The organism is Trichloromonas sp. (assembly GCF_034006665.1).
Taxonomy (GTDB): Bacteria; Desulfobacterota; Desulfuromonadia; order Desulfuromonadales; family Trichloromonadaceae; genus Trichloromonas.
Genome location: NZ_JAVESI010000020.1, coordinates 12,481 through 38,863 on the forward strand (window position 1 = coordinate 12,481; position 26,383 = coordinate 38,863).

Here is a 26,383-nt window from a genome sequence, read left to right on the forward strand (position 1 = left end):
TAACGACCGGAGCAAAACATGACCGGGGTCAAAAGTCCGATAAAATTTGTCATCATTTCCCGGGGAAGGCGACAGGTAGCCCCAATGCCGCAGGGATTTTGCTATCCTTGCAGCAACTGAAAACGCCCGGAATAAAGGAGAGATGTCGACATGGACGAAGAAAGATTGCGGGAAATCATCGTGGAGAAAGCGCCGGATGCCGTCATGTTCGCCGATCGCGACGGGGTTATCCAGCTGTGGAACGAGGGCGCGGAGTGGATTTTTGGGGTGGCGAAGGCCGAGGCTCTGGGTCGTTCTCTCGATCTGATTATCCCCAAACGGCTACGGGAGCGCCATTGGCAGGGATATCATCAGACCATGTCGACGGGCATAACCCGCTATGGTCGTCAGTTGTTACGGGTTCCGGCCCTTAAAGGGGACGGCGAGCCGTTTTCCAGTGAGTTTTCCATTGTCCTGGTTCAAGATGAATCCGGGCAGCCGCTGGGGGTTGCCGCCATCCTCCGGGACGTGAGTGGACAATGGCAACGGGAGAAGGAGCTCAAGGAGAGGATCGCGGCTCTGGAGGCGGGGCGAAAATGAAATGATTGCACCGTGGATCAGGTTTTGTTAATGTCGTGAAGTTGTTGCACAGTTTTGAAATGAGGCCTGTGGCCAAGAAAGTGAAATGAATAATGTTGGAAGATCGCAAAAAGGCGTTACGGGAAAGACTCAAAGATCCGGACGAGGGGGTGCGTCAGGCGGCGGCTTCGGCGCTCGATGCGCTGGAGTCGGCTCTCGACCTGGCGGAAATTCTCGAACTGATCAAACGGGGCAACCGGGGGCAGCGGGTTAAGGCCCTGCTGGCCCTGGAGCGGATCAATTCCATCGAGGTTTTTCCCCCTCTGCTGGCGGCGCTGAGCTTTCCCGACGAGGATATCCGCTCCACTGCCGTTCAGGTGCTGGGGCGCAAGAAGAATCCCAAGGTCATGGGCAATCTGGTGCAATGTCTGGGGGACAGCCATCCGGCGGTGCGAGTACACGCCGCCGAGGCGCTCGGCTACTTCTCGGACCCGCGCCTGGTCCCTCACCTGACGGCGCTGCTTGACGATGGAGATATGGAACTGGTCAAGGCGGCGATTCATTCCCTCGGGGCCATCGGCTGTAAAAGTGCCGAGGCGCCACTGATTGCCCGACTTAAGCATGAAAGCGCCGCCGTTCGCCGTGAGGCGGCCCGTGCCCTAGGCCGGCTCGAACTCTAACGCCGTCGAGCAAAGCGGTTACCATACAAAAAAGCCGATCCCAAGGGACCGGCTTTTTTGTATGTGGCCCGATTCTGCGCGAAGATCTCAGTCGAAATAATCGGTGACTTCGATGTTGCGCCCGACGGGGTCGACCTCGGCGACAATGCGTTTGATCTCGGCGTCGTTCAGGGTGGCGGGGATCGGTTGGGGAAGCTTGTCGCCGTTACCGGTGGTGATGATCTTTAAATCGATGCTGTTTTCTTCCTGGCGCCCGACCCGGGTTACGACTGCCAGTTCGTTGCTGTCGAGGCGGACCAGGCTGCCCACCGGGTAGGGGCCGAGATAGGCGATGAGTTTTTGCAACAGCTGCGGGTGCAGGGTGGTGCCGGAGAGTTCCATCAGGTTTTTGACGGCCATGCGCGGCGTCACCGGGCGCTGGTAGGAGCGCAGGGTGGTCATGGCGTCGTAGGTGTCGGCGATGGTCGCCATGTCGGCCAGTTGGGAAATCTTTTTGCCCCGGGCGTCGGCGGGATAGCCGCTGCGGTCGTAGTTGAGGTGATGTCCGAGAATGATGTCGACCACCTCTTCGCTGATTCCATCCATCTGCCCAGCGATCTGCGAGCCCGAGACCGGGTGTTTTTTGATCTCCTCGTATTCCGCTTCGGTCAGGCGTCCCGGCTTGGTGATGATCTCCTTGTCGATGATCAGCTTGCCGATGTCGTGGAGCAGGGCGCCGAGCCCCAGGGTCCGCATCTTCTCTTCCGAAAGCCCGCAGGCGTGACCGACGGACAGGGCGATAACCGACACATTCACCGAGTGGGTGAAGGTGTAGTTGTCATAGTCCTTGAGCAGGGAGAGGGCGAGCAGGGCTTGGGGCTCGGAAAGGGTCGAACGGACCATGCTGCCGACCACTTCGATCGCTTCGGTGGAAGAGGGGATGCGCCCCAAGCGCACATCGTTGAAGATGTGGCTGACCACGGTCAATGCCCGCTGGTAGATTTTCCGGGGCGGTTCCGCTCGTCCGTCGGCGACCTGTTTCTCTAGGGTCACGGAGCGGATGTGGGTGATGCCGTGTACGGTCAAGAGCTTTTCCAACTCTGTCCCGACGCTCTTGGTTTCGTGCAGGATCTGAAAAAACCGTTGAATTTCCTGAGCGGTCAATCCCGTTTCGAACTCAAGGGCCTCCAGTTTCCGCTCCGTGAGCAGATCGCGAATCTCCTCCATCGCCGGTTCGCTGAGGACGAACATGTGTTTTTCGAAAAAGAGCGTATCTTCCAGAACGCCCAGCCGGATTCGGGGTTTCTCCTGAAAAAGAACGAGAAAACTCTTGGCCAGGTTCTGCGCCTGTTGCTGAACGGCCGGATGGGCCGGCGGATAGAGACGCAGCCCCTTGTGGACGCCGCTCAATCCGTAAATGATCTTTTTCAGCTGATCAAGTTGCATGTTTCAACGCTTTCTCCAGACGGTTGAGAGCCAGGCGCGCGGCCCGGGCCACGGCCGGGGACCGGTCGTCGACGGCATTTTCCAGCAGGGTCAGGGCCTTGTCGTCGCAGATTTTGCCCAGCGCCTCGGCGGCGGCTTCGCGCAGTTCGTCATCGTTGCCGCCAAACCAGAAGCGGCGCCGTTTCAGGATGCCGCCTAAGCAGGGGAGCACTTCCCCTGAGCCGATCTGGCCAAGAGCGACGATCACTTCCTTACGCTCTTCCGGCGATAATCCTCTACTTTCCTTGCGACTCGCCAGCTCCGTCAGGGCCGGCAGGGCCAGGGTCGATTTGAGCGCGCCCAGAGAGAGAATGGCCTGGCGGCGCATTTCCCCATCGTCGCTTTCAAGGATACGGATTAAATTGTTTTCGGCGCTGCGTCCGCCGATCTTGGTCAGGGCGCGCAGCGTTTCCCGCCGTACGCGAATGTCTTCATGGTTCAAGAGCGGCACGATCTGCGCCGTGGTCTGCTGGTCGCGGATTTCGCCGAGAATGACCATGACGTTACGCACCACGAACCAGCGCGGATCCTTGAGATGACCGATCAGAACCGAAGCGGCGGTGGCGCCCAGGCGTACCAAGGCCGTACCCAACACCTTGCGCGCCTGGGAATCCCCTTCGGCAGCCAAGTGACGCATCAGCGGCTCTTCGATTTTGCCGGGGAAAGCGGCGATGAGCGTCAGCAGGCGTTCACGGGATTCGCGGACCTCGGGATTATGGCACAGGCAATGGATGAGAAAGTCGAAGAGGTCGTCCCGGGCGAGGAGACCGAGGGTCTCTTGGGCGGTGCTCCGGCGGCTCGGGGAGAGCCGGGGATCATCGCCGTAGCGGCGCAGCAGTTGCAGGGCGCGGATGACCAGATTGGCTCCTTGGTCGTGGAGATGGGCGAGGATTGCCGGTTGCAACTCTTGGGCGAGGATTGCGAAGTGCTGATCCGACTCGGTCTGTTCCAGATCGCGCAGCAACTCTTCCAGATCCCGTTGTTCCGGTTGCGCGGCTGCTACGGCGGCTAAAGTGCCGTCCGGCAACGTCTCGGCGCCCTCGTTTTCATCCCCGTCGAGGGTTTCCTCGGGACCCAGGCTTTCGATCTCTTCCTTGCGGGTGAGAACGGCGGAGAGGTCGATTTCGTTCACCCAGATGGTGGTGACGCCGGCTTCCTTAAGCAGCGCCTGGACTCCTCCCGCCTCCTGGATTTCCCCCGGCTCCCGGGTCAGACAGCGGGAGAAGGCGTGGAGGTCGCGGGCTGAAAGGTCGGTCAGGACCATCAGGCTGCGCACGTGGCGGGCGAAGAGCTGGACGGCAAAGTTCTTCAGCACCAGTCGGTCGGTGGAGAGCGGCGTGTCATCTACCCGAAAGCCTTCCTTGTGGACCGTGAAGAGAATGGATTCACGCCCCATGAGCATGGGGGCAAAACGCAGCAAGGCCTGTTCGACGGCGGTCTTTAGCGCGGGATGGCCCGGCGGGTAGAAGCGCGTCGCCTTCAACAGGACATCTAGGGCGCGCAGGGCCGATTCGAGATATTCTGTTGTCAGCGTCGGTCCGGCCAAAGTCAGGGGGGCTCCTGTCGGGTTAATGGGCATCTCCCTCAGCATACGGTTTTGCAGCAAAATTGTAAATAATCAACGCCCCTTGATGAGGGTCGAGACGGCCTTGAATTCGGGGGCGCGGCTGTGACGCAGAAGCTGGAAAAGCGCGATTTCCACTGTGGTTAAAATGGCGCCGGCGGTGTCGGCGAGATGCAGGGCCGCCTGGTAGTCGGCTTTGCGGCGCGAGCAGACGGCGTCCCGCACCAGGTGCACCTCATAGCGGTGGGCAAGCAGGTCGAGGAGGGTCTGAAAGACGCAGACGTGGGACTCCATGCCGACCAGCAGCACCCGGCGGGCGTTGTGGCGCGCCAGGGCTGAAAGAAAGGCCGGTTCGCCGCAGCAGCTGAAGCTCGTTTTCTCGATTCGCTCGCCCTTTTCGCCAGCAGCCAGGGGGGCGATGGTATGACCGATTCCGGCCGGGTACTGTTCGGTGGTGATGACCGGCAGTTCAAGGAGGGCCGCCGCATCAAGGAGCACCCGGATCCCTTTCACCACCCGCGCCAGCACCTCCGGCGGCATGGCCGGGGCCAGCCGCTCCTGCACGTCGACTACCACGAGGACCGTGCCTTCCCGTTCCAGCCAGAGACGTTCCCGTTTTTCCGTCATGAGCTTTCTCCTTTTCGGCAAGAGGACTTTCTCGGTCGAACCCGCCACCGGAAAAGACTCGCTCCGGGCGGGCCGCCCTGCTAAGATCAGCCCATTTGCGCCGGAGCGGATCTCCGGCCGGGCCAAAGGGGGTTCTTCATGGTACTTGGCATCACCGGCGGCATCGCCACCGGCAAGAGCAGCGTGGTGCGCATCTTTCATCAACTGGGAGCCGTGGTTCTCAGCGCCGATGAGCTGGCGCGCGAGGTGGTAGAACCTGGATCGCCGCTTCTTGCGCGTCTGGCCGAGCGCTTTGGCGCGACCGTGCTGCGCGAGGACGGCGGCCTTGATCGCCCGGCGCTGGCCGCCGTTATCTTCGCCGATCCCCGGGCGCGGCGAGATCTCGACGGCATCATGCATCCGGCCATCGCCGCCCTGGCCGAAACCCGGCTGCGGGAGCTGTCCGCCCGCGCGCCCCTGGTGGTCTATGAAGCGCCCCTCCTCTTCGAAGCCGGGGCCGAGGGGCGGGTGGATGCCATCCTGGTGGTGACCGCCGATGAGGCGACCCAACTGCGACGCCTCATGGCCCGCGACGGTATCGACGAGGCCGCCGCCCGCGCCCGCATCGCTGCCCAGATGCCGCTGGCGGAAAAGGTGCGCCGTGCCGATTATGTCATCGATAACTCCGGTGATTCGGAGGCGGCCGAGCAGGCCGTGCGGGCGCTCTTTACCCGCCTGCGGGAAGCCCACTGAAAAAATCGAGAAGGCGATCCCGGGTCTCTTCCCAGCGCGGATTCTCCCGGGTCGCCAGATCGTGGCCGACCTCGGGTCCGAACTCGTACAACTCTTTACGCGGACTGCCCAGACGGTGATAGAGGCGATGGGCGCTGGCGGCGTCGACGGTGCGATCCCCTTGGGCGCTGAGGACCAGAGTCGGGGCGGTGATACGGTCGAGGACCGGTTCCACCTGACGGATCAGCCGGCGGATCTGATGGATGCCGTTGAGGGGGCGCCGGTCGTAATAATAGGGGGTCAGATGTTCGGGCAGATGGCGCCGCTGATGGCGTTTGACGTGGCGCAGGAGCCCGACCAGTGGGGCGAGCCGGTGGCGCAGACGCAGAAAAGGCGAAAGGAGGGCCAGTCCGGCGAACCGTTCCCGTGTGGCCAGGGCCAGCAGAAGCAGGGCGCCGGTACTCATGCCGACGCCGAAGACGGGCAGGTTTCTCGCGGTTAGTTGCCGGTATCCTTCGGCCACCGCTGCCAGCCACTCTTCGTAGCGGCGCCCGCTCAGGTCGGCGACGGTGGTGCCGTGGCCCGGCAGGCGCACGCCCAGAACGAGGTAACCCGCATCGGCCAGGGCTTCCCCGAGGGGGCGCATCTCCCAGGGACTGGCGGTAAAGCCGTGGACCAGCAGCGCCGCGCCCCGGGCGGGCCCTTTGGGGTCAAGGAAAAAGGAACGATTGTCGGGTGAAACCGGTGGCGGTGAAGGGCTGGCAGTGGGAGGGGGGGCTGGGGTGGTTTCTGCAGGCATGGGCTCTTCTCCCCTTGGCGTGGCAGGCGCGTGGTTCATGACGGCGACGAGCCCGATTTCCGTGAGAAGGCGGAAAAGAAATGCCCCGGAAGCGCCGCAGCGTCTCCGGGGCGTGGGAAAGCCCGGGATTACTTGTGAAAGCCCAGCCGGGTCGAGAGATCGTCACCGGCCTTGATGACCAGGGGAATCAGTTCCTTTTCGATGCGCTCATCGGTGAAGCGCATCGACGGACCGGAAATACTCACGGCGCCGACGATGCGGCGGGTATAGTCGCGAATCGGCGCGGCCACGCAGCGCACGCCCTGATCCATCTCCTCGTTGTCGATGGCGTAGCCCCGTTCGGCGACCAGGGCCAGTTCCTTGAGCAACTCGTCGCGGTCGGTGATGGTGGTCGGCGTATATTGCTTCATCTCCCGCTGCGGGAGGAGGGCGAAAATCTCTTCCTCGGTCATGTAGGCCAGGTGCACCTTGCCCGAAGCGGTGCAATGGGCGGGCAGCCGGGAACCGACGCGGGAGACTACCCGCACGGTCAGGTCGGTTTCGACCACGTCCAGGTAGACCACGTAGCCTTCCTTGAAGATCGCCACATAGGAGGTTTCGTTACACTCGCCGACCACTCGTTCAAGAATCGGTTTGGCCTGGCGCAACAGCCCCATCTGCTTGATGAAGGTCTGTCCCAGTTCCAGGGATTTGAGCCCGAGACGGTAGTTTTCCGTGGCCCGGTTCTGCTCGATGTAGCCGCGCGATTCAAGGGTGGCGAGCAGACGGAAAACATTGTTTTTATGCAGCTTGAGGCGCTTGCTCAGCTCGGTGACCCCGAGTTCGTCGACCTCGCCGTGGAACTGTTCGAGCAAGTCGAGGGCGTGGGAGACGGCCTGGATGATATATTCGGATTTTTCTTTTTTCGCCATGTCGTACTTCTTTCTCGGGTGAATTTACAGAGCAAAAGGGGCCCTCATCTTATAAATTTCGCACCGCATGTCAAGTATTATGGGAAATATTGCGAAATCTGGATTGATGAGCGGGTACCCGCTCCTTTGCCATGCTTTGGGAGAAATATAAAATAACGTTTTACGAAAGTCAACTCTCTTGGACGACAAACAAACGATTTCGGACCAGGGTGTTGCCAGGGGAATTGACAGAAATTTCCCCATGGTCTAGTCTGAGTCGATCCTCCGCCGAACGGACATTCTCATGCTCAATCCCGGCAAAAAGATCCTCGTGGCGATCGATGGTTCTCCTCAGTCGGACAAGGCGGCTGAAGAAGCCGTGCGTCTGGCGAGTGTTGCCGGACCTCCATTTAAAAGCAAAATCTACGCCATTCTTGTTATCCCCGGGGCCAGAGCCCCCTCATTCACCGACTTTTTTCCTTCACCCCCCGCCACCGAGCGCCCCGACTGGGAAGAAAAACGCAAACGAATCTTCTACGTCGTGGAAAAGGCCGCCGCTGAAGCCGCTGTTTCCCTCCACGTCGAGGTCGTCTATGGTGAAGCCGCCGACGAGATCCTGTCATTTGCCGAACAGGAGGAGATCGACGTCATCGTCATCGGCTCTTCCGGCGTCGGCCGGGTCAAGCGCGCCCTTCTGGGCAGCGTCTCCAGCCGAATTGCGCAACAGGCTCGCTGCTCCGTCTACATCGTGCGCTAGGGGCGGCTGAGGAAAAACGCCCATCTGCGGCGTTGCCCTCATCCTCGTCGCTGTGACGTACCTATCGGTACGCCTCACTCCTCAAATTTCGGGCGCCTTGCATCTGGGCATTTTTGCTCAGCCTTATGGAACGTGGATTTTTCAGTCACTCTTTACTTCCCCTAACTCCCTCACTCCTCACCCCTCGTTCCTCCCCGCGTCTCCTTTCGCAAATAATCAAGTATTTCCGCTAGGATCGCGCGAATCCCTTCTTCTTCCTTGGGGAATTCGTGGGGAGAGAGTTCCAGGGTCAGGGCCTGGTCGTAGCCCGTTTCTCGCAGGTGGTTGAGGAAGCGGGTCAGGGGGAGGATGCCGCGACCGGGAAGGAGGTGCTCGCGACCATGACCGAAGTCGGAAAAGTGGATGTTGCGCATCCGGCCGGTGTCGTACAAGAGATGGAAATCACGAAGGAAGTCAGCCTTGGATGAGCCCATGTGGGCGGTGTCGAAGGTCAGGTAGAGATGGTGTTCGGCCATGAAACGGATGAGGCGCTTGGTGTGCCCGAGCAGGTAGGGATTGACCCCGAAGGGGCCGGTGCTGGGCATGTTTTCGATGGTGATGATGACCTGGTCGCGACCGATTTCCCGTTGACAATCATCGAGGCGTTTCAGCCAGTGCCAGAACTTCAGCTCGCAACCGAGCCAATAGGGGGGGTGAAAGTTGATCAGGGGGATCTCCGTCTCCAGTGCCAGTTCGGCGGTGCGCAGGGTCTGGTTGATTTTGTCCCCCCAGCCGTCCAGTTCCATGAAGGGCGCGTGCAGGGAGCAAATCGGCAGGATGGTCGCCAGGTCGAGGAGCAGGGCGCGGTTGTCCTGGTACTGGAAATCGTAATTGATGATCACCTCGACGCCGTCGAATCCGGTGTCGCGGGCGAGCTCAAAAATTTTTTCCAGGGGAAGGGTGTAGAGGCTTCCCGCCGATAGGACAAGTTTCATGGAATTAAAAAAAATAGAACGTCGTTTATATTTTGCTCTTTTTCGATTCAGGGAGCGTGCACTTCCTCGGCCAGAAAGCGGCGGCGGACCCGGCGGCGGCGCGCGCCCTCGCCGGGTCCGCCGCTGCTTCCGCGCTCCCCTGGGCGATGCGGGCGAGGGTGGCGTAGGCCGGTGCGCTCCAGTAGAGCAGGCAAATCAGGATGAACCAGACAATGAGGAACTGGCCGGAAAACCAGTAATGCAGCGGAAAGCCGAAGACGATTGTCGTGGTGATCGGGCTGTCCCCCGCGGGGGTTTCCTGGGTCAGCAGCAGGAACTGAAAGCCCAAAGTGAAGAAGGCCCAACTGCTGAGCAGTCCCCAGCTGTAGCGGACCTTCTGGCGCATGTAGCCGGGGCGGGGGCGAAAGAAATTGACCCGGTAGTCGGGGTTGGGCGTGGTGCGGGGCGCTGAGGTATCGGTCATGGCTCGCTCCTCGTGGCGCCCCTGCCGGCTGGGCACGGCAGGAAACGGCGGACGCCTCAGGGGGCGTCCTTGACGATTTCGTGCAGAACCGCCGTGGCGTAGCTGCCGCGCGGCAGGGAAAATTCGAGCAGCAGATCTTCCCCCTCTTGGTGCGCCGTCGGATTTTCGATCGGCACCCGCAGCGGTCGCCGCTCTCCCTCCATGCCCAGGCCATTGGCGAGACGAAAATTTTCCAGGGTCAACCCCTCCTTGTCAAGCAGGCTCTGTTCGAGAATTCCCGCTTCCCCCTGGGCCGAGGGCATTTTGTAGCCGAACATCGGTCCCGTCGGGCTGATTTCCATAGCGTCGGCGCGGGGCTGTTCGGCGGCGGGGTCGGTCACCAGGAAGCAGGCGCCATTGATGTGCTTACAGGCCAGATCGCCAAAGCGGAGGATGTCGATGGAATCGAGGCGCATGGCCAGGACCCGGTCGAAGAGATGCGACTGGTAGGCCGACAGATAGAGTCGCAGCAGCTTGCGGGGATAGGCCAGAAGCGCCGCTTCGGGGCTTTTGCCGTCGCGCAGGGCATGCAGGAGGGCGCGTTCGTCGCGGAAGCGTCCGGGAAAGGCGGCCAGCGCCCCGTCGAGATCCCCCTGGCCGAAGGCTTCGGCGGCACTGCGCCAGCGTTCGTTGGCGATACGTTCGGGATCGCCGATGATCTCGCGGATGGCTTCGGAAAAATCCTGCCGCAGGAGGGCCCGCCCGATGCGATGGGAATTGCCGAGGACGCCGTAGCGCTGCTCACCGAAGCGGTTGGGAACGCCGGTTTGTTGCAGAATATGCAGGGCGTCGAGGGCATGTTCCAAGGCGTTTTCCCGCACTTGGCGCAGCCGGATGGTGAAACGGTTCCCCGCCAGGTGGCCGAGGCGCAGCTTGTTGCGGTGGAAACGGGCGTCGAGCACGCGGAGGTTGTCCAGTTGCAGGTTGAGGGCCTGCTCCGGAGTGACGCCGGTGACCGAGACCGTCTGCCGGGTGGTGGCCCGGGCATCCTTGAGGCCGGCATAGCCGATATCCCGTTCGCGCAGTCCCAGCGCCTTGGCCAGCCGGTGCAGCAGCTCGTAGGTGGTGATCCCCTCTTTTTCCACCAGCAGGTAGAGATGTTCCCCCTCGCCGCAGGGGGGATAGAGGGGCAGTTCCTCGACCAGAAAATCCTCGGGGGTTTCCTTGATGACGCCGCCGGTGCCGGGAACCTTGGCCGTGACATAGCTAGACATGTTCGACGCGCCTCCAGTTGAGCCGGAAACCGGGATCGATGGCCGGGGGAGCGATGGTCTCCGGGGCCAGTTGCGGATTCCGGCGGTAATGGATGAAATGGATTGGCTGGCCCTGCTGGAGAAAGCGGCGCATGTACTTGGAGAGGGGATAGCCGGGCAGTTCTGTGACCAGCGGCCGGTCGAGGACGTTGACGTAACCGGCCATCTCCGGCAGCAGTGCGGCGACGTCTTCGGCGTAATCCTGAAAATCGGTGCTGAAATAGAAGTCGCCGCCGGGACGCAGATAATAAAGGGCTGTTTGCAGGAACTCCCGCCGCACCAGGCGCCGGTCGCGGTGGCGCTTTTTCGGCCAGGGGTCGGGGCAGTTGATGTAGATCGCCGCCAGACTCTCTGGGGCAAGGTAATGGGTCAGCAGGTAGCGGGCTTCGGCGCGCAGCACGCGGACATTGCTCAGCTCTGCCCGTTCGACGCGGTTGCAGGTCTTGAAACAGCCCTTGTTATAGATGTCGATGGCGAGAAAATTCAGCTCCGGCCGTCTTGCGGCTAGCTGCACGATGAAATCGCCGATGCCGCAGCCGATTTCTAGAACCAGCGGCTGCTTTTCGGGAAAGAGCGCGGCGAGGTCTGCCCCCGGTTGCGGATCGCGGGGCAGGGGGAAGAAAACGGGGGAGGTGATTTCGATCATCCTCTGGGTCATGCGGATGGTCCTTTGTGAAAATAAATGGCGACGGATGCGGGGCGGCGGGTCGATCAGAGGGTGCGCAGATAGGCCAGCAGCGTTTCCCGTTCCCTTTTGGTGAGATGGCTGAAAGTTGGCATCGCTGCCTGGGGGTCGTGTTGGGTCAGGAGTTCCCGCAACTGGGCTTGGGTAAGTCGCGTGCCCACGCCGTCCAGGGTCGGACCGCGACTGCCGCCGTCCGTGCCGAGACGGTGGCAGCCCCGGCAGCCGAGGGCAAGGAAGATCGTTTCCCCCTCGGGCCGGTTGTCGGCGGCAACGGCGGCAACGGTCAGGAGCAAAAACAGAAGCAGAGTCAGAAAGGGATTTCGATGGCAAGGGCGGAACACGGCGATTCTCCCGGATGTGGGTTGGGGCGCAGCATACAATGAAGCCGCTTGCGGTGCAATGCGCTCGCCGGGAATTGAGTTGAAATAATCCCCGGCGCTGGTTAAGCTGACCCGTTACGAATCATCCCCCTAACACCTGCGGCAAAGCATTTCAGATAAAGGAGAACCCCCATGTTGATCGTCATGAATCACAACGCCACCCAGGAACAGATCCGCGCCGTCGAAAAGGCGGTGGAGGTCATGGGTCTGCACGCCTCGCCGATCCCCGGCAGCGAGCGCACCGCCATCGGCGTTCTCGGCAACCAGGGCTACGTGGATGACAGCAGCATCCGCGAACTGCCCGGCGTGGTCGAGTGCATCCACGTCAGCAAGCCCTACAAGCTGGTCTCCCGCGACTTCCATCCCGAGCCGACCATCGTCGAAGTCGGCCCGGTCAAAATCGGCAACGGCCGGCCGCCGGTGGTCATGGCCGGTCCCTGCTCCATCGAAAGCGAGGCGCAGATGCTCGCCTCGGCGCAAGTGGTGAAAGCGGCCGGGGCGCAGATTCTGCGCGGCGGAGCCTTCAAGCCGCGCACCGGGCCGCATTCCTTCCAGGGACTCGGAGTCGAAGGCCTCAAATATCTGCGCCGGGCCGGGGACGAGGTGGGATTGCCGGTGGTTACCGAGGTCATGCGTATCGAGCAGCTCGACGACGTCTGCCGCTATGCCGACATCCTCCAGATCGGCGCCCGCAACATGCAGAACTTCGATCTGCTCAAGGAGGTGGGCAAGCTGCGCCATCCGGTGCTGCTCAAGCGGGGGATGAGCGCCACCGTCGAGGAATTCCTGGCCGCCGCCGAATACATCGTCGCCGAGGGGAACGGGCAGGTCATCCTCTGCGAGCGCGGCATCCGCACCTTCGAGAAGGCGACCCGCAACACCCTCGACCTCTCCGTCGTGCCGCTCATCCGCAAGATGAGCCATCTGCCGATCATCGTCGATCCCAGCCACGCCACCGGCATCCGCGCCCTGGTCCCGGTGATGAGCAAGGCGGCCCTGGTCGCCGGCGCCCACGGGCTGATGGTCGAAGTCCATCCCGAACCGGAGAAAGCCCTGTGCGACGGCGCCCAGAGTCTCACCGGCGAAGGTTTCGCGGAACTGATGGGGGAGATCTCCGGGCTGCTCAGGTATCTCGGCTATTGATTGCCGATGCTCAGGCGGCGTGCAGGCGCAGCAGGGTGATCTCCGGGCGACAGAGAAAGCGTACCGGCAGGACGCTGGTGCCGATCCCCCGGTTGACGTAGAGGGGGGTGGAACTCGGGCCGACGTGGTAGAGCCCGGCGACGAAGGGGTACGAAAAGCGGGGCAGGTAGAAGGGTTCGACAAAGGGGATCTTGACCTGGCCGCCGTGGGTATGGCCGCAGAGGATCAGGTCGACACGGCCGTCGAGCTGCTGGTGCCGGAAGGCGGGGACATGGGAGAGCAGCAGGTTGACTCGGCCGGGGTCGGCCTGCTGTTGCAGCTTAAGGAGATGGTCGACGGGGGAGGGATAGTCAAGCCCGAGGATCGAAAGGGGAACGCCGCGGGTTTCCAGGTCAAAGCGTTCGTCGATGAGCAACGTGACGCCGACCCCGGCGAAGTGACGGCGCAGGTTTTCTCCTTCAAGGCGTGACCAGTATTCCCAGTTGCCCTGCACGGCGAAGATTCCCTTCGGGGCCCGCAGCAGTTTCAGAAACTGGCGGACATCGGCGAGATTGCGATCCTTTTCGAGAAAGTCGCCGGTAATGAGGATGGCTTCGGGTTTCAAGGCATTGACCGCCGCCGCCACCCTGCGATGATAATCCGTGAAGGACTGGATGTGCAGGTCGGAAATCTGCACCAGGCGCAGCTCCCGTCCCGGCGGGATTTTCGCCAGGGACAGGTGCAGCTCCTCGACCTTGAAGGTGCGCGGTTCCCGCCACAGGGCATCCCCCGCCAGCAGGCCGCCGAGTCCCAGGGTTCCGGCCGTCAGCAGGCGGCGGCGGGTGAGGCGCGAAGAGGAATTTTTCGGAGTCGTTTCGGGAGTGGTCATGGGGCGTCGGGGTACCGTTCGGGTTGAGGGCTTGCGAGTCGGGTCGGCCTTGGGTATTCTAACCCGAAGCCCTTACTATGTTCCAGGAAAGGTTTAAGGTTATGAACGAAATCATCCAGATCGCACCGGAAGTCTACTGGCTTGGAGTCAAGCATCCCGAATTGCAGGTTTTCGACGAACTCTTTCCCACCAGTAACGGTTCCACCTATAACGCCTATCTGATCAAGGGCACGAACAAAACCGCGCTCATCGATACGGTCAAAGGCCCCTTCACCGAAACCTATCTGGAGCGGATCGCCTCCTTGGTCCCCCTCGACAAGATCGATCTGCTGGTGGTCAACCACACCGAGCCCGATCATTCCGGCGCCCTCGGCGAACTGCTCAAGCGCAATCCCGATATTCAGATCTATTGCTCCAAGGCGGCGGAAAACTTTCTCAAGCAGATTCACGACATGCCGATGAAGACCCAGGCCGTGAGCGAGGGCCAGGAGATCGACCTGGGAGGCAAAACCCTGCGTTTCATCCTCGCTCCCTATCTGCACTGGCCCGACACCATCTTCACTCTGCTGCCGGAAGAGAAACTGCTCTTTTCCTGTGACGCCTTCGGCGCCCACTACTGCCCGGACAAGCTTTTCGATGACGAGTCTCCCGATTTTTCCGGGGATTTTAACAGCTACTTCGACGTCATCATGCGTCCCTTCAAGGAAAAGATCCGCGAGGCGCTGGCCAAGGTCGAAAATCTCGAGTTGCGGATGATCTGCCCGTCCCACGGCCCGCTCTTGCGCCGCGATCCCCGGGCCGTTATCGCCGTCTACAAGCAGCTGGCGGCCGCGCCCCCCGAGGACGGCAAAAAGCATGCGCTGATTCTGACCCACTCGCCCCACGGCAATACCCGGAAGATGGGCGCCGCCGTGCGTCGCGGGCTGGAGAGTCGCGGGGTGGCGGTGGCGGAAATAGCCATGTACGGAGCCGATGCCGAAAAAATCCGTGATGCTCTGGAGTGGGCTGACGCTCTGGTGGTCGCTACCCCGACCATCAACCGCGACGCGCCGCCGCCGGTCTGGCAGGCTTTGGCGCTGCTTTCCACCGTCACCCCGAAGGGACGGATCGGTGCGGTGCTCGGTTCTTACGGCTGGAGCGGCGAGGCGGTCAAGCTGGTGGAAGAGCGGTTGGTCGGGCTCAAATACACCCTGGCGGTGCCGGGGTTGCATTATCGTTTTACCCCGGGCGAAGAAGATATCGCTGCTTGCGTCAAGATGGGGGAGCAGGTGGCGGCGGCGCTGTTGGGGGACAAATAGCATCAGCGTTTTTTGCGGGAGGAAAAGGCCGGTATTCGCCGGCCTTTTCCTTTGCTGAAAAGATTAAAACCGTCGGGTTCCGGCCCGACAGCCGGGTTACTTTTCTTTGAGCGCAAAGAAAAGTAACCAAAAGAAACTCGCCACTGCGTGGGGCATGGCGGTCGCCGTCGGCATAGTTTCAATCAGCTTTCGTCGTCGACAACAACGCCGGCGCTGCGTGGCACCTCCCCGGGCGCTATCGCGTTTCGAGGCTTCGGCGGCGGTGTTTGGACAACCGGCGCGGCAATCGCGTTTTTGAGTGAAAACCCTCAACCTCTGAATCCCGTAGGTTTTGTGGTTTTGGTTTTGCTTGCCTGTAGTCCGGTGTTTGCTCAGCCGGGGAAACCGCTGCCCTCCCCACTGCCGGCGGCAGTTGCGCTACGAAGCACGGTCGCCGGCTTCGCCATGACGGTGATTGCGTCCACAACTCTTTGCCCTGGTGCTCTTCATGCCCCACGCAGTGGAACCGCTTTTTTGCTTACTTTTTTGTCGGCTTACAAAAAAGTAAGTCGCCTGCCGGGGCGAGTCCCGACGGTTCTAAGGTTTTGCTTTTCGGATATTGGATATGTCCTCACTCATCGCCACCGTGGCCATCGCCGCCCCCATCGACAAACCCCTCTCCTACCTCGTCCCAGACTCCCTGCGAGAATCGGCGCGGGTTGGGGTGCGGCTGCGCGTGCCCTTGGGGCGGCGGCAGGCGGTGGGCTATCTCCTGGCCCTGGCTGAGGGAGAGGTGGAAGGGCTCAAGCCGGTGACCGAGGTGCTTGATGCCGCCCCACTTTTCGCGCCCGAGCTGGTCCCCTTCTTCATCCGCGCCGCCGACTATTACGGCCATCCCCTCGGCGAGGTCATCCGCACCGCCCTGCCCGCCGGGCTTTCCGGGCGCGGCGCGGAAATCGCCATCCTCCGGGAAAAGCTCTATACGGCGACGGATTTAGCCGGACAGCCGAGCGGCGCTTTGCAAAAGGAGGTGCTGGCTTTGGTCCGCGCCGCCGGGCAGCTGACGATGAGCGAACTGCGGGCGCAGGTGGCCGCGCCCTACGGCGCCCTGCGCCGGCTGGTGGAACTCGGCTATCTCGCGGAGAGTGAAAGCGAGCGTCGCCGTGACCCCTTTCTCGATTTGCCGGTCACGCCCGACGCGCCGACGACCCCCACCGCTGAGCAGGCGTCGGTACTGGCCCAGCTTGAACCGGCGCTCTCCAGCGGCGAGTTTTCCCCTTTTCTCCTGCACGGCGTCACCGGCAGCGGCAAGACCGAAATCTACCTGCGCGCCATCGAAAGGGTCTTAGCCCAAGGGCGGCGGGCGCTGGTTCTGGTGCCGGAAATCGCCCTCACCCCGCAGCTGGTGGGGCGCTTCCGCGCCCGTTTCCATGACGGTCGGGCGAGGATCGCCGTGCTTCATTCCGGACTCTCCGAAGGCGAGCGCTACGACGCCTGGCGGGCCATCGCCCGCAACGAGGCGGAAATCGTCATTGGCGCCCGTTCGGCGGTCTTCGCCCCCCTCGACAAGTTGGGGATCATCGTCGTCGATGAGGAGCACGAAGCGAGCTACAAGCAGGGGGAGGGTTTTCGCTACCATGCCCGCGATCTTGCCCTGCTGCGCGGCCAGATGGCCGGGGCGACGGTGCTGCTCGGCAGCGCCACTCCCGCCGTCACTACCTTTTACCGGGCGCAGAGCGGTCAGACCGGCTATCTGGAGCTTCCCGGCCGGGTGCTCGCCCGGGCGCTTCCTGAGATCGCGCTGGTCGATTTGGCCGCCACCCCCTTTGGCGAACATCTTTCCGCGCCGCTTTTGACCGCCCTGGAAGAGAATCTGGCCCGCGGGGAGCAGTCGCTGCTCCTGCTCAACCGGCGCGGCTTCGCCCCTTATCTACTCTGCGCCGACTGCGGTACGACCTTCCGCTGCCCCAACTGCGAAATTACCCTGACGTTTCATCGGCAAAACCGGCTGCTGCGCTGTCATTACTGCGACTACCAGCAGACGCCTCCGGAGCTTTGTCCCAACTGCCAGGGTGGGAACATCCATCCCGAGGGGATCGGCACCGAGCGCCTCGAAAGCGAGCTGGCCGAGCGTTTTCCAACGGCGCGCATCGCCCGCATGGATCGCGACACCACCGCCCGCAAGGGGGCGCATCAGTCATTGATGGAGCGCATGACCGGACGGGAGATCGACATTCTCGTTGGCACCCAGATGGTCGCCAAGGGCCATGACTTTCACGGCGTCACCCTGGTCGGGGTGGTGAATGCCGACGCCACCCTCAACTTTCCCGATTTTCGCAGCGCCGAGCGCACCTTTGCCCTCCTCACCCAGGTCGCCGGCCGAGCCGGGCGGGGGGATCTGCCGGGACGGGTGATCATCCAGACCCGCAACCCTGACCATTACGCTCTGGTCTGCGCCGCAAACCATGACTACCGGAGTTTTTACGAGCAGGAGATCGCCTTTCGCCGGGAACTCGGCTACCCCCCCTTCGGCTATCTAGTCAATCTGATTCTTTCCGGTAACGATGGCGAACGGGTCGCCGCCGCCGCTCAAGAACTCGCTCTCGCACTCTTTCAGGCCGTCGGGGAAGTCGAAGTCCTCGGCCCCGCCCCCTGTCCTTTGGCCAAGCTGCGGTGCAAGAGCCGGGTGCAGATCCTGCTCAAATCCCCGACCCGTCTTCCCCTGCGCCGCCTGCTTTCCGCCTTGCCCCAGGCCCGCAAAAAAATTCCCACCGGCGTCGCCCTCGCCGTCGACGTCGATCCGGTGGATATGCTTTAATGGCACCGAGGGGCCCGGTCAGGGCTTTTCGAGTTTAAGAAAATTTTTATATCGGGATGTCGATGCCGAAAAATTTTCAGGAAAGATGGGATCTCGCCGCATTGGCCGATCTGGAATATTTTCTCACCCGGGACGGCGACGCCGACGAGGAGGAGGAGGAGGAGGATCTGGTCGTTCGCGATCGGGAACTCTATCGCGGCCGCCTGGAGCAATCGCCGCCATTGCCCCGGCGCATTTTGCTGCGGCGCTGGCTGGAACTGCGCCGGGAAGCGGCGTTGGCGCGCGGGGAGGAGGGGTTCCCCGGCGCCGCCGTGGCGGCGATAACCCGGCTGCTTCCGCTGCTTCTCTTCGGCGGCGCTCTGGTCTCCGGCGCGGGGCTGGCCTGGGGGGTGCTGGCCTATGCCGGCGCGCGGCCGATCAATCTTTTCGTCGCGCTTTTGCTGCTGGTTCTTCTCCCTTTTCTGTCGGCCCTGGCCTCGGTGTTCTTGCCCCTGGCGCGGCGCTTGACGGGCGGGGATTTTTCCGGCCCCGTCGTTACCGCTTTAACCGGCGCCCTCTTTTCTCGGCTGGGCCGGTTCCTGACCGGCCGGGGCAAGGGGCGGGGCGCTTCGCTCTGGGGCAGCCTGCGCGCCCGGAGTGGGTTGCACGCCGGATTGATGGGATGGTTGGTCTTCGCCTGGATGCAACTCGCCGGACTCGGTTTCGCTCTCGGCCTGTGGCTGACGGTGCTGCTGCGCGGCTGGGTCGCCGATCTCGCTTTCAGCTGGCAGACCACGGCCCAGGTTTCTGCCGAACAGGTCTACCGGCTGGCGATCTGGATCGCCTGGCCCTGGTCCGCTCTGGCATCGCCCCCCCGCTCCCATCCGACCCTGGCGCAGGTCGAAGGCTCGCGGGTCTTTCTCAAGGAGGGTCTGGAACATCTCGCTAGCGCCGATCTTCAGGCCTGGTGGTATTTTCTCCTCTGGGCGATTCTTGTCTATGCCTTCCTCCCCCGCCTTCTGCTTCTCGGCGCCGCCCTCATCGGCAGCGCACGAGCCAGGGGCCGCCTTGCTTTTACCGATGCCCGCTGCGAGGCGCTGCTGCGGCGCATGCGCCAGGGGCAGATGCGTATCGGCAAGGAGCATGCGACCTCCGGCGGGACCGCACCTTTGGCGGACTATGCGGAGGCTCCCCCCGCGCCGGAGCTGCTCCGGCTGCGAGTGCTGATTCCCGAAGAGCTGCTGGCGGAGGGGCGGACGGAGGCCTGGCGCGCGGCGCTAGGGGAGCAGTTTTCCGGCGAGGTGACGGGGATCGAGGCGGTGCGCCTCGATGAAGAGGAAGACGCCGCGGTGCTTTCGGCGCTGGCGGCGGAACCGGCGGGGATTTCGCCGGTGCTGGTGCTGGAGGGCTGGCAGCCCTGCATCACCGCCACCCTCGAATATCTCAAGGCGCTGCGCCGCGCCCTCGGCCGGGAGCGGCTGCTGACCCTGGTGCTGGTCGGCCGCGACAGTGGGGAGGGTATGAGAATACCGACCCCCGCGCAGGAATTCGCTATCTGGCGCGGTCGTCTCGCCACCCTCGGCGACGGCGCGCTTTTGGTTCGCAACTGGAGGTCCACCCATGACTGAGGTGCCTGTCTTTGCCGTAATGGGTCATCCCAACGAAGGTAAGTCCTCGGTCGTTTCGACCCTGACCGAGGACGACTTCGTCCCGATCAGCGCGGTTCCCGGGGAAACCCGCCGCTGCGTGAGTTACGCCATCACCCTCGATGGCGAGACCCTGGCCCGCTTTGTCGATACTCCCGGCTTCCAGATGCCGGTGCCGACCTTGCGCTGGATGAAGAACTACTCCGGTCCGCCGGGGCGCCTGCTCGAGGATTTCATCCGCCTGCACCGCGACGATCCCCGCTTCGCTGACGAATGTGAGCTGTTGCGGCCGCTCTTGGATAACGCCGGAATCATCTACGTGGTTGACGGCTCGCGCCCTCCGCGTGCCAACGATGAGGCGGAAATGGAGATATTGCGCCTCACCGGGCGGCCGCGCATGGCGGTGATCAACGCCAAAAGCGACGAGACCGCCTATCTCGACGAGTGGAAGGCGGCCTTCGCCAAGACCTTCAACGTCAATCTCCAGTTCAACGCCCACTGGGCAACCTTTCGCGAGCGGATCGAGCTGCTGGAGGCGCTGCGGCACATCGAGCAGGAATGGGGCGCGCCCCTCAAACGGGTGGTGACGGCCCTCAGGGAGGACTGGAACGGACGCCTGGAAGCCTGCGCCGATGCCATCTTGCTTATGCTGGAGAAAGCGCTGACCCTGACGCTGGAAGAGATCAGCCGCGCGGAGGAGGAAGGGGAACGTCAGCGGGTGCGCGAACGGCTCACGGCGGAGTTTCAAAAGAAGATCGCCCGGCTCGAAGCGGCCTGCCGGGATGAGCTCAAGGGGCGTTTTCTGCACAATGTTTTTGCTGCCGACCTCGCCGCCGAAACGGTGGCGGCGCAGGATCTTTTTTCCGAGCAGACCTGGGAGGCGCTGGGCCTGACCCGCAAACAGCTGAGCATCGCCCTGGCCACGGTCGGCGCGGCGACCGGCGCGGCCCTCGACGTGGCCGCCGCCGGCATCAGCTTCGGCGTCTTCACCCTCGGGGCCGGGGCGCTCGGCGCCCTCGCCGGATGGACAGGGGCGCGGCCCCTGTCTCGGCTCAAGGTCGATATCGGCCCCTTCTCCCGGGAGTTGGGAGGTTGCCGCATCCAGGTCGGCCCCCTGAAAAATCCCCAGCTGATGTTTGTTCTGCTCGATCGTGCTCTCATCTACTTCCAGTGCGTCAGCAACTGGGCCCACGCCCGCCGCGAAAGCCCGACGCTGATCCTCCCCGAAGGCAAGCAGGGGCTGACGGCAGGCTGGGATCGTGAGTACCGCCGCCTCTTCGAAAGCTACCTCGCCGCGCTGCGCAAAGGGGAAACCGGCAAGGTCGACGTCCTGCGTCCCGAACTGCGGCGGACTCTGGTGCGAGTGATGGCGGAAGAGTCGACCTGAGCCCTTACTTCATTGCGTCGTTCAAGGAGATTTCCCCCTTTTCGCGGATCTTGAGCCGGGGTTGCAGGCGGCCGATATCGAGCTGCGCTTCGAGATCGTAGCTGAAGGGCTTTTGCGGATCCTTGAAGAGGGAGGAGAAGAGACCGAGGGTGCGCAACAGATCGGCGCTCGCGGTCAGGGTGACATCCCCCTCGCCGTAACCGGCGATGACCGGCAGGTCGCTGGAAGCGCCAGTGATGACCTTGTGCCCGTCCAGATTCACCGAATAGACGATCCCCTCCAGTTTGAGGGCCGAACGGTTGGGATTGACCACGTGCAGACCGATTTCGAAGCGCGGCACACCCCCGTCGGAGGGGAGGATGCGGAAGGACTTGAGCCCTACCGTCGGCGTTTCAAAATCGGGGCTCACGGCTAGACAGCCGCCCAGAAAAAGTCCCGCCGCCGGCATCAGTATCCACTTGAACAAACGCATGGTACGTTCTCCTTCCTGATAAAACTCTGTGAGTAATCTCGACGCAGGGTGCTTGTCTGCATCCCTGTTCCTCTCTTTTACCTCAGCCCGTCAAAAAAGTTCCCGCAAGACCAGTTCGATATGCACCTCCCGCCCCTGCCGCAGCAGGGTGAAATCGAACTTGGTGCCCGGCGCCCGGCGCAGCAGCTCGCGGATGGGCAGCACCCCGCCATACTCGGCCGCCGGTCGGCCATCCACCGTCGCGATGACATCCCCGGCGAGAAAACCCGCCTCTTGGGCCGGCGTTCCCGCCGCCACGAAGGAGACCATCGGCCCGCCGTTTTCCCCCTGACCGACGAGCAGCCCGCTGTGATCCTCGGGAAACGTTTCGTTGAACTCGGCGCCCGCTTCGATCATCACCTGCTGCTTGCCGTAATCGAGGGTGAGGACGAAATGGCGCAGCAGCGAGTTGCCGAGGGTGCCGGCCAACTCCCCCACCGCCGCCGTCCCTGCCCCCGCCTCGTCGGGGATGGTCAAAAGCGGCCGGTCGATGGAGAAACCAGCGATCTCCAAGCGGTCGAAAGCGCTTAGGGTCTCAAAACTAAAACTGGCCATCCCCTTGCTGACGGTCTGCACCCCCGGTCGTTTCAGCAGGCCATGACGGGCGGCGAAGGGATGATGCAGCGAACTGCGATGGGAACCAAGGTCGAGGCTGAATCGCTCATCGGGGAGATCGTCGATCCTCGCCGGCAGGGAAAAGGTGCGGTACTTGAGAGGGGCGTCGACGATTTTGCCGGGGCCTTGATAGACGAAGCTCTCCGGGCGGTAGAAGGAGATCGTGCGTCGGGCGTAGTCGATGCGGGTGACAAAGCGGGAGAGGAAATCGTAGCCGAGAATGCCGACGCGCACCGGTTCGTAACTGTTTTCGGCCAGCCCCTTGTAGGCGTGGATGGTCTGGGCGGGGAGGGTGAGTTCCCCGACCCGGCAGGGGGGCAGGCGCACGAAGGAGAGAGTGAAGAGGTCGCCGAAGCCGAAACCGCCGATGCTCCCCTCGGGCGTAAGGCCGAGACTTGCGGCATAGTCGGCATCGATCACCGACATGGAGGCGCCGCTGTCGAGAATCCACCAGCGGGTGTCGCCTTTGAGGGTGACCGGCAGGTAGATGAGATTCTCGCTGAAGAGAAAGGGGATGTTTTCGGCGCGGTCGTTGGCGGGAAAGTCGATGGCGCCCGTTGCCGGGGCGGGCTTGGCGAAGCGCTGCCGGTTCACGGGCGGGTCGATGCGCTGGGCGGTGATGACGATTTCGCGATGCTTGTTGCGGGGGTGGATGTTTGAAACCTGACGGAAGGGGAGCCACAGGCCGTCGACGCGCCGGTAGTCGTCGTAGCGGGTGTGGATCTCCACATCCGGCTGGGTATCGACGGTCTTCACCACACGCAAATCGTCGACGGCGAAGAAGAAGCGGCTGACGTCGCTGTTGATGCGGTTGTCCAGGCGCAGCACCCGGCAGGGAATGCCCTCTACCGCGGCGTGTCCTTCGTCGCTTAAGGAGAACCAGGGGGAGTCGGGGTTCAGGTGTTCGAAGTTTTCCAGAAGTTCGGCGATACGGCGGCGTTTCAGGGTTTCTTCGTCCCGCACCTCCTCGACCTGGCCGTTGGTGTCCTTGCGCCAGCGCAGGGTGCCGTCGTCCCCCTCGCTCTGGCGGATGATGCCGAAATCCTCGTTGAGGCGATAGCGCAGGGGTTTTTCCGACCAGCTCTCGAACGTTCCCGTTAACCCGTCGTAGCGCACTGTGCCGACGCTCCAGCCGGAGTTGATCCGTTTAAAGCGTTCCAGCCCGCCCATTGCTTCGTAGTGGGCGGCGAAGAAACGATAAGGATCGACCGCCTCTGCGGCGCAAACCGGGAGGGCGACGAACAGGGCCAGAAGCAGGGCAAGGAAGAGGCGGCGCGGCAGCAGCATAGGCTCAACCGTTGGTGGTAGGGGGCACCCCTATTTCTTCGGCATTTCCCCGTGTGGATCGCCCGCCGGCGGGAGGACGAATTCCACGGGAACTTCCAGTTCTTTCCCGTTCCGTTGAATCTTCAGGGTCGAGTGGTCCCCCGGCTTTTTGCGTTTGACCTCGTAGATCAGGTCGAAATTTTCCACCACCGGTTCGCCGTCGATGGCGAGAATCCGGTCGCCTTTTTGCAGCCCGGCGGTTTCCCCCACCGAGGCGGGCATGACCCCCTCGACGATCAAGCCTTCTTTGGATTCTCCGAGCATTACCCCGAGTTTGACCTCCTGCTTGCCGAGATCCTCGTATTCGGTGAAGAGGAGAAAGTCGTAGGGAACCATCGGGAATTGGGGCTTTTTGATATTCATCAGCCGGTCTTTTTTATCCTCGGGGACGACGATTTCGGTGCTGCCGACGAGCACGTAGGAGGTCGGCAGACGGCGGAAGACCCGCCGCGGGATGCCGAATCCGTAGCGCACGTGGTTGCCCCCGGCGATCACCATCAGCCGGTGCTCGCCGTGATCCGGGTCACTCAGGTAGCGGACGATGCTCTCGGCCATGGTTTCGTCCCACAGGGTCTGAACGCGATGAAAGCCGTCCGCCGGAATCGCGCCGTGCTGGCCGTGGTCGCCGAGAATCGCCTTGGTCATGGCCTTCTGGTAAGGATCCTCGAGATCCATCTCCGGCACCTGCCGTTGCACATCCTCCGCCAGTTCCGCCGTCGGCTTGTCCCGCACCGCCGCGACCAGGTTCTTTTCGACGTTGAGGCCGAGCACGGGAATCCGCAGATTCCGGGCCAATTCAAGCAGTTCCCGGTAGTAATCGAAATCCATTCGCCAGGTTTCGTACCAGCGTGACTCTTTCAGAAACGCCTTTTCCGAAAGCTCCCCGGCGCTCCAGCGGTCGAGGATCGGTTGCTGGGAAGGGACGAACATCTCCATGCCGAGGGCGACCTTCCCCGGATGGCGCTCGGCCAAGGCGCGCAGCAGCGCGACCTGCTGGCGGTGCGAAGCGGGGTTGTCGTGAGTTTCGCCGACATAGACGATACGGGCGTCACCGGCGATGGCGTGCAGGCGCGCCTCGTCGACCAGCATCCCGGTGGGCAGATGGACGATCTGCCCCAGTTGCGGTTCCTGGGGCAGAGGGTAGGGCTGTTCGGGATCGGCGGTCATCGTTTTCGGCGCACAGGCGCAAAGGGCAAGAGAGAACAGGACAAGAGAGAGGTTACGGACGGAAAACATGCGGTGTCTCCTCGAAAGTGTGGCGAAAGAAACTGAAAGGATTAGACCACAAAAGGAGGGTTCTGCCAACCTTCGCCGGAACGGTACGGAGAGATGGTCGTGACTCGCGGTCCCATTTGGGTATCACCTCCCCCCGGCACCATGGCCATCGACTGGAGCCAGATCATCTTTAAGGGACTAAACCTCAAGGGTATCTACAGCCGCAAGATGTTCGAACCCTGGTACAAAATGGCCAGCCTCGTCCAGGCCGGCCTCGACCCCACCCCCATCATCACCCACCGCTTCGCCATCGACGACTTCGAACAAGGTTTCGCGGTCATGCGCTCGGGAGAATCGGGGAAGGTCGTGCTGGAGTGGGCGTGAGGAAATGATTGTAGGATGCCGGTGAGCAAAGCGAACCGCATCGCCGGGGGAGGAGAGGGAAAATAAAAGATTATGCAAATCAACAACTTGACGGGCTATGCTGCCCGGGATAGACTGGCGGGGCTTATGCGTTACGGGGGAATAGGTCGGAAATGGGTCTACTTGAGAGTTGCCTTGCCGTACCTGGTGAAAATGTCAGCGAAATGTGTCCTTGGTTTTCTGCGATTAAACGGGGCAAGCCGGGGCCGAAGGGTAAGGGCAGTTAAGTATCATGTTTCCGGAACTGCGGAACTGGCCGGGAGAACGCTCACGGTTGACGATTTTCTCGCGGTTATAAGCCCTTGGCCACCAGCACGTCGCAGGGGGGATTGGTGAGGATCTGCCGCGCGGTGCCGCCGATCTTGTTGGGCAACAGGCTCGGGTGGCTGTGGGTGCCGATGGCGATGAGATCGGCTTTCAGGGCGACAGCTTCTTCCACCAGGGTCGGATATGCCGCCCCTTGACCGGAGCGGTATTCGAAACGCTGCGGATCGACGCCGAATTTTTTCAGCACCACACTGTTTTCCTTGGCAAATTTCACCAGACGCTGATGGGCTTGCCGGGCGATGACATCTCCCGCGAACTGGCTGATTTTGTCGCCAATGTAGGTGTCGGGAATGTCGTAATAATGGCGCAGGTGGATGTGGCTTTGGGGCGCCAGTTCCGCGCCGAGTTGCAGTGCCTGTTTCGATCCGCCGGTGAAATCCGTGCCGACCAGAACGTTTTCATACCCCCCCAGGGGCTTTTCCTTGACCATAAGCACGGGTTTGATCCCTTTGCGGATCACGCGTTCAATGGTTGTTCCCACGAACATGTCGAGGAGCCTGGCCTTGCCGTGCATCCCCATGACAATCAGCCCGACATTCGTTCGCTCCGCCTGCTCGATGATTTCCGCGTAGATTTCGCGTGCCGCCAGCACGGTTATGACGACCTTCAAGGATGACGCGGCGGAAAAGCTCTCCAGATAGCCTCTGATGGCGTCCTCGGCGCTTTTTTTCAGGTCAAGGGCGGTTTGCCCCGCCGGATAGGGGGGGCAAACATGAACGATGTGCAGTCTCGATTTCAACATCGCGGCCAGGGAGATCGCTTGTTCGAAGGCGCGGTCGCTTTCGGCGGCCAGGTCGGTGGCCAGCAGTAGATTTTTCATCCCGTACTCCCTTCGTTGGCGGATCAGGCGATTCGTCTTGGCCCGCCGCATCCGCGCTCCTTTCGGAGAGGCTTGACGGCTTGAACCAACTTCTTGAAATCTATCATGGATTCTGGGTTTGTCCAGAGCTTTTCCGGGGTCAGGTCATTCCTTGACACTCTCGACCCGGCGAATTCCCTCCCCC

At 62.3% G+C, this 26,383-nt stretch carries 24 protein-coding genes and 1 pseudogene; 10 read left to right on the forward strand and 15 right to left on the reverse strand.

Annotation, left to right across the window (positions count from 1 at the left end; genetic code table 11):
* The first annotated feature begins 150 nt into the window (after positions 1 to 150).
* Both RBR25_RS09225 and RBR25_RS09230 read left to right on the forward strand, forming a co-directional pair.
* Positions 151 to 579 carry a PAS domain-containing protein gene (locus tag RBR25_RS09225; RefSeq protein WP_432819263.1) on the forward strand — a complete coding sequence of 143 codons (429 nt, stop codon included), beginning with the start codon at positions 151 to 153 and terminating at the stop codon, positions 577 to 579.
* A 92-nt stretch (positions 580 to 671) separates the two neighbouring features.
* Positions 672 to 1,238, forward strand: coding sequence for a HEAT repeat domain-containing protein (locus RBR25_RS09230; protein WP_432819264.1), 567 nt, complete (start codon positions 672 to 674; stop codon positions 1,236 to 1,238).
* 87 nt (positions 1,239 to 1,325) lie between these two features.
* Here RBR25_RS09230 and RBR25_RS09235 read toward each other — a convergent pair whose 3' ends face one another.
* The 3 genes from RBR25_RS09235 to RBR25_RS09245 are packed head-to-tail and all read right to left on the reverse strand — an operon-like array spanning position 1,326 to position 4,893.
* On the reverse strand, positions 1,326 to 2,663 hold the full coding sequence (locus RBR25_RS09235) for an HD-GYP domain-containing protein (protein WP_432819265.1): 1,338 nt from the start codon (positions 2,661 to 2,663) through the stop codon (positions 1,326 to 1,328).
* Positions 2,653 to 4,281 carry a HEAT repeat domain-containing protein gene (locus RBR25_RS09240; protein WP_432819266.1) on the reverse strand — a complete coding sequence of 543 codons (1,629 nt, stop codon included), beginning with the start codon at positions 4,279 to 4,281 and terminating at the stop codon, positions 2,653 to 2,655. The genes RBR25_RS09235 and RBR25_RS09240 overlap by 11 nt, the downstream gene beginning before the upstream one ends.
* Before the next feature lie 39 nt (positions 4,282 to 4,320).
* Entirely contained in the window at positions 4,321 to 4,893 is a 573-nt protein-coding gene (locus tag RBR25_RS09245) for an isochorismatase family protein (protein WP_432819267.1), read from the reverse strand.
* Positions 4,894 to 5,031: 138 nt separating this feature from the next.
* On the opposite strand from RBR25_RS09245, the gene coaE reads away from it, so the two are divergent.
* Entirely contained in the window at positions 5,032 to 5,625 is a 594-nt protein-coding gene (gene coaE / locus RBR25_RS09250; RefSeq protein WP_432819268.1) for a dephospho-CoA kinase, read from the forward strand.
* On the opposite strand, the gene RBR25_RS09255 is transcribed toward coaE, so the two are convergent.
* Positions 5,600 to 6,403: an alpha/beta hydrolase gene (locus RBR25_RS09255; RefSeq protein ID WP_432819269.1), complete on the reverse strand. Its 804-nt coding sequence runs from the start codon at positions 6,401 to 6,403 to the stop codon at positions 5,600 to 5,602. The two genes, coaE and RBR25_RS09255, sit on opposite strands and share 26 nt — an antisense overlap.
* A 128-nt stretch (positions 6,404 to 6,531) precedes the next feature.
* A complete protein-coding gene (locus tag RBR25_RS09260; protein ID WP_432819270.1) occupies positions 6,532 to 7,314 on the reverse strand; it encodes an IclR family transcriptional regulator in 783 nt (260 codons plus the stop codon).
* 283 nt (positions 7,315 to 7,597) lie between these two features.
* Here RBR25_RS09260 and RBR25_RS09265 point away from each other — a divergent pair, with 283 nt between their 5' ends.
* Positions 7,598 to 8,050: a universal stress protein gene (locus RBR25_RS09265; RefSeq protein WP_432819271.1), complete on the forward strand. Its 453-nt coding sequence runs from the start codon at positions 7,598 to 7,600 to the stop codon at positions 8,048 to 8,050.
* 170 nt (positions 8,051 to 8,220) lie between these two features.
* On the opposite strand, the gene RBR25_RS09270 is transcribed toward RBR25_RS09265, so the two are convergent.
* From RBR25_RS09270 to RBR25_RS09290, 5 genes are read right to left on the reverse strand one after another with little or no spacing between them, the layout of a single operon-like run.
* Positions 8,221 to 9,024 (reverse strand): sugar phosphate isomerase/epimerase family protein, encoded by an 804-nt coding sequence (locus RBR25_RS09270; protein ID WP_432819272.1) that lies wholly within the window; start codon positions 9,022 to 9,024, stop codon positions 8,221 to 8,223.
* Between the two features lie 25 nt (positions 9,025 to 9,049).
* On the reverse strand, positions 9,050 to 9,487 hold the full coding sequence (locus RBR25_RS09275) for a DUF4212 domain-containing protein (RefSeq protein ID WP_432819273.1): 438 nt from the start codon (positions 9,485 to 9,487) through the stop codon (positions 9,050 to 9,052).
* Positions 9,488 to 9,543: 56 nt separating this feature from the next.
* Complete coding sequence (gene truD / locus RBR25_RS09280; protein WP_432819274.1) at positions 9,544 to 10,740, reverse strand: tRNA pseudouridine(13) synthase TruD; 1,197 nt, start codon at positions 10,738 to 10,740, stop codon at positions 9,544 to 9,546.
* Positions 10,733 to 11,437 carry a tRNA (guanosine(46)-N7)-methyltransferase TrmB gene (gene trmB / locus RBR25_RS09285; RefSeq protein WP_432819275.1) on the reverse strand — a complete coding sequence of 235 codons (705 nt, stop codon included), beginning with the start codon at positions 11,435 to 11,437 and terminating at the stop codon, positions 10,733 to 10,735. Before trmB ends, truD begins: the two co-directional genes overlap by 8 nt.
* Before the next feature lie 53 nt (positions 11,438 to 11,490).
* A complete protein-coding gene (locus RBR25_RS09290) occupies positions 11,491 to 11,805 on the reverse strand; it encodes a c-type cytochrome (RefSeq protein ID WP_432819276.1) in 315 nt (104 codons plus the stop codon).
* A gap of 171 nt (positions 11,806 to 11,976) precedes the next feature.
* Here RBR25_RS09290 and aroF point away from each other — a divergent pair, with 171 nt between their 5' ends.
* Positions 11,977 to 12,987 carry a 3-deoxy-7-phosphoheptulonate synthase gene (gene aroF, locus RBR25_RS09295; protein WP_432819277.1) on the forward strand — a complete coding sequence of 337 codons (1,011 nt, stop codon included), beginning with the start codon at positions 11,977 to 11,979 and terminating at the stop codon, positions 12,985 to 12,987.
* Positions 12,988 to 12,997: 10 nt separating this feature from the next.
* Here aroF and RBR25_RS09300 read toward each other — a convergent pair whose 3' ends face one another.
* Entirely contained in the window at positions 12,998 to 13,855 is an 858-nt protein-coding gene (locus RBR25_RS09300; protein ID WP_432819278.1) for a metallophosphoesterase, read from the reverse strand.
* Between the two features lie 101 nt (positions 13,856 to 13,956).
* Between RBR25_RS09300 and RBR25_RS09305 the strand changes: the two genes are divergently transcribed.
* The 4 genes from RBR25_RS09305 to RBR25_RS09320 all read left to right on the forward strand — a co-directional run bounded on the left by RBR25_RS09305 (position 13,957) and on the right by RBR25_RS09320 (position 20,962).
* Positions 13,957 to 15,153: an FprA family A-type flavoprotein gene (locus RBR25_RS09305; protein ID WP_432819279.1), complete on the forward strand. Its 1,197-nt coding sequence runs from the start codon at positions 13,957 to 13,959 to the stop codon at positions 15,151 to 15,153.
* A 604-nt stretch (positions 15,154 to 15,757) separates the two neighbouring features.
* The gene (priA, locus tag RBR25_RS09310) at positions 15,758 to 17,950 is read left to right on the forward strand and encodes a replication restart helicase PriA (protein ID WP_432819280.1); all 2,193 of its coding nucleotides are present in this window, start codon (positions 15,758 to 15,760) and stop codon (positions 17,948 to 17,950) included.
* A 62-nt stretch (positions 17,951 to 18,012) separates the two neighbouring features.
* Positions 18,013 to 19,557 (forward strand): DUF2868 domain-containing protein, encoded by a 1,545-nt coding sequence (locus tag RBR25_RS09315; RefSeq protein WP_432819281.1) that lies wholly within the window; start codon positions 18,013 to 18,015, stop codon positions 19,555 to 19,557.
* Positions 19,550 to 20,962 (forward strand): DUF3482 domain-containing protein, encoded by a 1,413-nt coding sequence (locus tag RBR25_RS09320; RefSeq protein WP_432819282.1) that lies wholly within the window; start codon positions 19,550 to 19,552, stop codon positions 20,960 to 20,962. The genes RBR25_RS09315 and RBR25_RS09320 overlap by 8 nt, the downstream gene beginning before the upstream one ends.
* A 4-nt stretch (positions 20,963 to 20,966) precedes the next feature.
* On the opposite strand, the gene RBR25_RS09325 is transcribed toward RBR25_RS09320, so the two are convergent.
* The 3 genes from RBR25_RS09325 to RBR25_RS09335 form a co-directional block, all read right to left on the reverse strand.
* Positions 20,967 to 21,434, reverse strand: a complete 468-nt coding sequence (locus RBR25_RS09325) for an LEA type 2 family protein (protein ID WP_432819283.1) — start codon at positions 21,432 to 21,434, stop codon at positions 20,967 to 20,969.
* Positions 21,435 to 21,524: 90 nt separating this feature from the next.
* Entirely contained in the window at positions 21,525 to 23,375 is a 1,851-nt protein-coding gene (locus RBR25_RS09330; RefSeq protein ID WP_432819284.1) for an aspartyl protease family protein, read from the reverse strand.
* A gap of 30 nt (positions 23,376 to 23,405) precedes the next feature.
* A complete protein-coding gene (locus tag RBR25_RS09335; RefSeq protein WP_432819285.1) occupies positions 23,406 to 24,650 on the reverse strand; it encodes a ChaN family lipoprotein in 1,245 nt (414 codons plus the stop codon).
* Positions 24,651 to 24,779: 129 nt separating this feature from the next.
* Between RBR25_RS09335 and tdh the strand changes: the two are divergent.
* Positions 24,780 to 25,013: pseudogene (gene tdh, locus RBR25_RS09340) on the forward strand (L-threonine 3-dehydrogenase); the annotation flags it as partial.
* A gap of 331 nt (positions 25,014 to 25,344) precedes the next feature.
* Here the strand turns inward: tdh and RBR25_RS09345 are convergent.
* Positions 25,345 to 26,199, reverse strand: coding sequence for a universal stress protein (locus tag RBR25_RS09345; protein ID WP_432819286.1), 855 nt, complete (start codon positions 26,197 to 26,199; stop codon positions 25,345 to 25,347).
* Positions 26,200 to 26,383 lie beyond the last annotated feature (184 nt).

Coding starts and splice junctions, on each gene's coding strand:
- RBR25_RS09225 (WP_432819263.1), top strand. CDS start 151: ATGGACGAAGAAAGATTGCGGGAAATCATCGTGGAGAAAGCGCCGGAT.
- RBR25_RS09230 (WP_432819264.1), top strand. CDS start 672: ATGTTGGAAGATCGCAAAAAGGCGTTACGGGAAAGACTCAAAGATCCG.
- RBR25_RS09235 (WP_432819265.1), bottom strand. CDS start 2,663: ATGCAACTTGATCAGCTGAAAAAGATCATTTACGGATTGAGCGGCGTC.
- RBR25_RS09240 (WP_432819266.1), bottom strand. CDS start 4,281: ATGCCCATTAACCCGACAGGAGCCCCCCTGACTTTGGCCGGACCGACG.
- RBR25_RS09245 (WP_432819267.1), bottom strand. CDS start 4,893: ATGACGGAAAAACGGGAACGTCTCTGGCTGGAACGGGAAGGCACGGTC.
- coaE (WP_432819268.1), top strand. CDS start 5,032: ATGGTACTTGGCATCACCGGCGGCATCGCCACCGGCAAGAGCAGCGTG.
- RBR25_RS09255 (WP_432819269.1), bottom strand. CDS start 6,403: ATGCCTGCAGAAACCACCCCAGCCCCCCCTCCCACTGCCAGCCCTTCA.
- RBR25_RS09260 (WP_432819270.1), bottom strand. CDS start 7,314: ATGGCGAAAAAAGAAAAATCCGAATATATCATCCAGGCCGTCTCCCAC.
- RBR25_RS09265 (WP_432819271.1), top strand. CDS start 7,598: ATGCTCAATCCCGGCAAAAAGATCCTCGTGGCGATCGATGGTTCTCCT.
- RBR25_RS09270 (WP_432819272.1), bottom strand. CDS start 9,024: ATGAAACTTGTCCTATCGGCGGGAAGCCTCTACACCCTTCCCCTGGAA.
- RBR25_RS09275 (WP_432819273.1), bottom strand. CDS start 9,487: ATGACCGATACCTCAGCGCCCCGCACCACGCCCAACCCCGACTACCGG.
- truD (WP_432819274.1), bottom strand. CDS start 10,740: ATGTCTAGCTATGTCACGGCCAAGGTTCCCGGCACCGGCGGCGTCATC.
- trmB (WP_432819275.1), bottom strand. CDS start 11,437: ATGACCCAGAGGATGATCGAAATCACCTCCCCCGTTTTCTTCCCCCTG.
- aroF (WP_432819277.1), top strand. CDS start 11,977: ATGTTGATCGTCATGAATCACAACGCCACCCAGGAACAGATCCGCGCC.
- RBR25_RS09300 (WP_432819278.1), bottom strand. CDS start 13,855: ATGACCACTCCCGAAACGACTCCGAAAAATTCCTCTTCGCGCCTCACC.
- RBR25_RS09305 (WP_432819279.1), top strand. CDS start 13,957: ATGAACGAAATCATCCAGATCGCACCGGAAGTCTACTGGCTTGGAGTC.
- priA (WP_432819280.1), top strand. CDS start 15,758: ATGTCCTCACTCATCGCCACCGTGGCCATCGCCGCCCCCATCGACAAA.
- RBR25_RS09315 (WP_432819281.1), top strand. CDS start 18,013: ATGCCGAAAAATTTTCAGGAAAGATGGGATCTCGCCGCATTGGCCGAT.
- RBR25_RS09320 (WP_432819282.1), top strand. CDS start 19,550: ATGACTGAGGTGCCTGTCTTTGCCGTAATGGGTCATCCCAACGAAGGT.
- RBR25_RS09325 (WP_432819283.1), bottom strand. CDS start 21,434: ATGCGTTTGTTCAAGTGGATACTGATGCCGGCGGCGGGACTTTTTCTG.
- RBR25_RS09330 (WP_432819284.1), bottom strand. CDS start 23,375: ATGCTGCTGCCGCGCCGCCTCTTCCTTGCCCTGCTTCTGGCCCTGTTC.
- RBR25_RS09335 (WP_432819285.1), bottom strand. CDS start 24,650: ATGTTTTCCGTCCGTAACCTCTCTCTTGTCCTGTTCTCTCTTGCCCTT.
- RBR25_RS09345 (WP_432819286.1), bottom strand. CDS start 26,199: ATGAAAAATCTACTGCTGGCCACCGACCTGGCCGCCGAAAGCGACCGC.